The organism is Xenorhabdus sp. KJ12.1, assembly GCF_963876495.1.
Classification (GTDB): domain Bacteria; phylum Pseudomonadota; class Gammaproteobacteria; order Enterobacterales; family Enterobacteriaceae; genus Xenorhabdus; species Xenorhabdus stockiae.
Genome location: NZ_CAWNQH010000129.1, coordinates 1 through 2,803, shown reverse-complemented (window position 1 = coordinate 2,803; position 2,803 = coordinate 1). Strand labels below are relative to the sequence as shown.

Genomic DNA, 2,803 nt, shown 5'->3' with positions numbered 1-2,803 from the left:
AACTTACCGGTGAAATCGCTCTGGTGGCAGGGTGTAGAATACAAACCGTGGCCCGTCAGCATTGAAGGGCTGGAAGTGACCAGTGATGGAAGGGCGGTAACGCCGACTCTCAATGTGGCCAATCTGGACGGCACACTCAGTGCATTGTGTCTGGCGTATCAAAATATGGTGCAGGCGCGTGTCACGATCCGCATGACCTTTGCCCATTATCTGGATGCGCGTAATTTCCCCGACGGCAACCCGCAAGCCGATCCGAAACAGGAAAAAATCGATGTTTTCTACATCGACAGTAAAACGCAGGAAGATAACGAAAGCATCCAGTTTTCGCTCTCTTCTCCTGCCGATTTACAGGGAATTAAAATTCCGACCCGGCAAATTCACAGCCTGTGTACATGGTGCATTCGCGGACAATATCGCCAGTCACCGTGTGGCTATACCGGCCCCCGTTATTTTACTGAACGGGGCAAACCGACCAATGATCCGGCCTTGGATGCCTGTGGAGGGTTAATGCACGACTGTAAAAAACGTTTTGGTGACACAGCGCAATTGCCCTTTGGGGGATTTCCCGGCTCGGCATTGCTGAGGCGCTAACGATGACGATACTGAGAAAATCGACCACCCGTGCCATGATGGCACATGCCCAAGCGGCCTACCCGGATGAGTGCTGCGGGGTAATTATTCAACAGCACCGCCGACAGCATTATCTTCCCTGTCGCAATACCGCCTCGTCACCCACTGAACAGTTCTGTATTCACCCGGAAGATTACGCGGCTGCCGAAGATCAGGGCGAGATTATTGCCATTGTTCATAGTCACCCCGATGCGACGACACAGCCGAGCCAATTGGATATCGCCCAGTGTGATCTGTCACAAACGCCATGGGTGATTGTTTCATGGCCGGGAGGGGATATCCGTACCCTGATGCCTCTGGCCGGCATTAAGCCATTGATAGGGCGTCCGTTTGTGCACGGGTTCTGGGATTGTTATGCCATCGTGCGTGATTGGTACAAACTGGAACGTACGCTTGAACTCCCTGATTTTGAACGTACCGATGGCTGGTGGACTCGGGGCGAAAATTTGTATATGAAACAGTATGCCGCTGCCGGCTTTGTCGCGTATCGCGATGAATTACAGGCAGGGGATGTGATCATTATGCAGGTACAGGCGAATGAACCCAACCATGCCGGGGTTTATCTGGGTGATGGCCTGATGTTGCACCACCTGTACGGGCAGCTCAGTAAGCGAGAACCCTATCATGGCTACTGGCAGGAACGCACAATAATCGTATTGAGGTATAAAAGTTTTATGATTAATTAGCCTATTATGGATAATCTTAAGATGTTTTAATTACAAGGATTGATTAGTATGAAAAAAATAGCTGTAGTGGCAATGATTTTTAATCTCGTAGGCTGCGCAACCACTCCAATTTCCAATGAAGCAGCAAAACTAGTGCCAGAAAAGCAGATAATACAGCATGATTTATTGGTCAAAAAAGAAGGAACAGGCAAGGTTATAATCAAAAGAGATTCAGGTCTTTTAGGAAGCCCCTGTTCATCCCGAATTTATGTTGATGGGAAAGAAATTGCCCGCTTAGAACCAAAACAGAAAATAGAAATATATCCCGAGATAGGTAGTTATATTTTTAGCGCACAACCAGAAGGGATATGTGTTGGTGGTATGAGCGAGCAGGAAGGTAAAGTTACAGAAGGTAGGACATTGATATATCGGATCGGATATGGTTCAAGTGGTGATTACGGTATTTATCCAACTGCTTTTTAATGAAATAGAGCACCATTTGTCACCCGCTTCGGTCGGGTACATAATCTGGCTGTCTCTACCCCACAGGAAGCGATCCGGGCATTATCCGTATTGATTAAAGGATTTGAACGTTTCCTGCTGACCGCCAAAGCGCAGGGGCTGACCTTTGCTGTGTTTAACGGAAAACGCAATATCAGCCGGGAAGAACTGGTGTTTTCCGGGGAGGACGATATCCGCATTGCGCCCATCATTATCGGCAGTAAAAATGCCGGTGTCTTTCAGACTATTCTGGGCGCGGTCATGGTGGTGGCCGGCGCGTTCTTGTGGGCAACGCCGTTTGGTGCGCCGATGGTCATGTCCGGGGTGGGCATGATGTTGGGTGGCGTGGTGCAGATGCTCTCACCGATGCCGGGCGGACTGGCCCGGCGCGAAGATCCCGATAACAAGCCCTCCTATGCGTTCGGGGGACCGGTGAATACGGTTGCGCAGGGCAATCCCGTACCGATTGGCTACGGCAGACGCCGCATTGGTGGCGCTATTATTTCAGCCGGTATCTATGCAGAAGACCAACAATAACGTGCTGAGGATGAAGTATGGAAAAGCAGCCCATTTTGGGTAATAAAGGCGGACGCCAGCAGCCACGCACGCCGGTGGAAGCACCGGACTCGCTGCAATCCACTTCCTATACCAAGATCCTTCTTGCCCTCGGTGAAGGCGAATTTGCCGGCGAGCTGGATGGCCGACGTATTTTTCTGGATAACACGCCACTTATCGGTGCCGATGGCTCGCCTAATTTTGAAGGGGTCAAATGGGAATTCCGTCCCGGTACTCCCCATCAGGCCTATATTCCCGGTATGCCGGCGGTCGAAAATGCCCGAACGGTGAGTGCTGAACTGGTCAACTCGTGGGTCACGACGGTCACCAATACCCAACTGTCAGCGGTTCGTCTGCGGTTATCGTGGCCCCAGTTGCAGCAGCAAAAAGAGAACGGAGACACGGTGGGTTATCGCATTGACTATGCCATTGACCTTGCCACTGATGGCGGC

General features: G+C 50.9%; 5 protein-coding genes. All 5 read left to right on the top strand.

What is annotated here, in order from left to right:
• The coding region (locus AACS92_RS20805; protein ID WP_099112002.1) for a phage minor tail protein L at positions 1 to 591 on the top strand (591 nt) is incomplete at its 5' end.
• Between the two features lie 2 nt (positions 592 to 593).
• Positions 594 to 1,316 carry a C40 family peptidase gene (locus AACS92_RS20800; protein WP_099112001.1) on the top strand — a complete coding sequence of 241 codons (723 nt, stop codon included), beginning with the start codon at positions 594 to 596 and terminating at the stop codon, positions 1,314 to 1,316.
• A gap of 48 nt (positions 1,317 to 1,364) precedes the next feature.
• Positions 1,365 to 1,778, top strand: a complete 414-nt coding sequence (locus AACS92_RS20795; protein WP_099112000.1) for a hypothetical protein — start codon at positions 1,365 to 1,367, stop codon at positions 1,776 to 1,778.
• A gap of 45 nt (positions 1,779 to 1,823) precedes the next feature.
• Positions 1,824 to 2,333, top strand: coding sequence for a tail assembly protein (locus AACS92_RS20790; protein WP_241538043.1), 510 nt, complete (start codon positions 1,824 to 1,826; stop codon positions 2,331 to 2,333).
• Positions 2,334 to 2,350: 17 nt separating this feature from the next.
• On the top strand, positions 2,351 to 2,803 hold a 453-nt coding region (gene gpJ, locus AACS92_RS20785; protein WP_445286141.1), incomplete at its 3' end, for a TipJ family phage tail tip protein.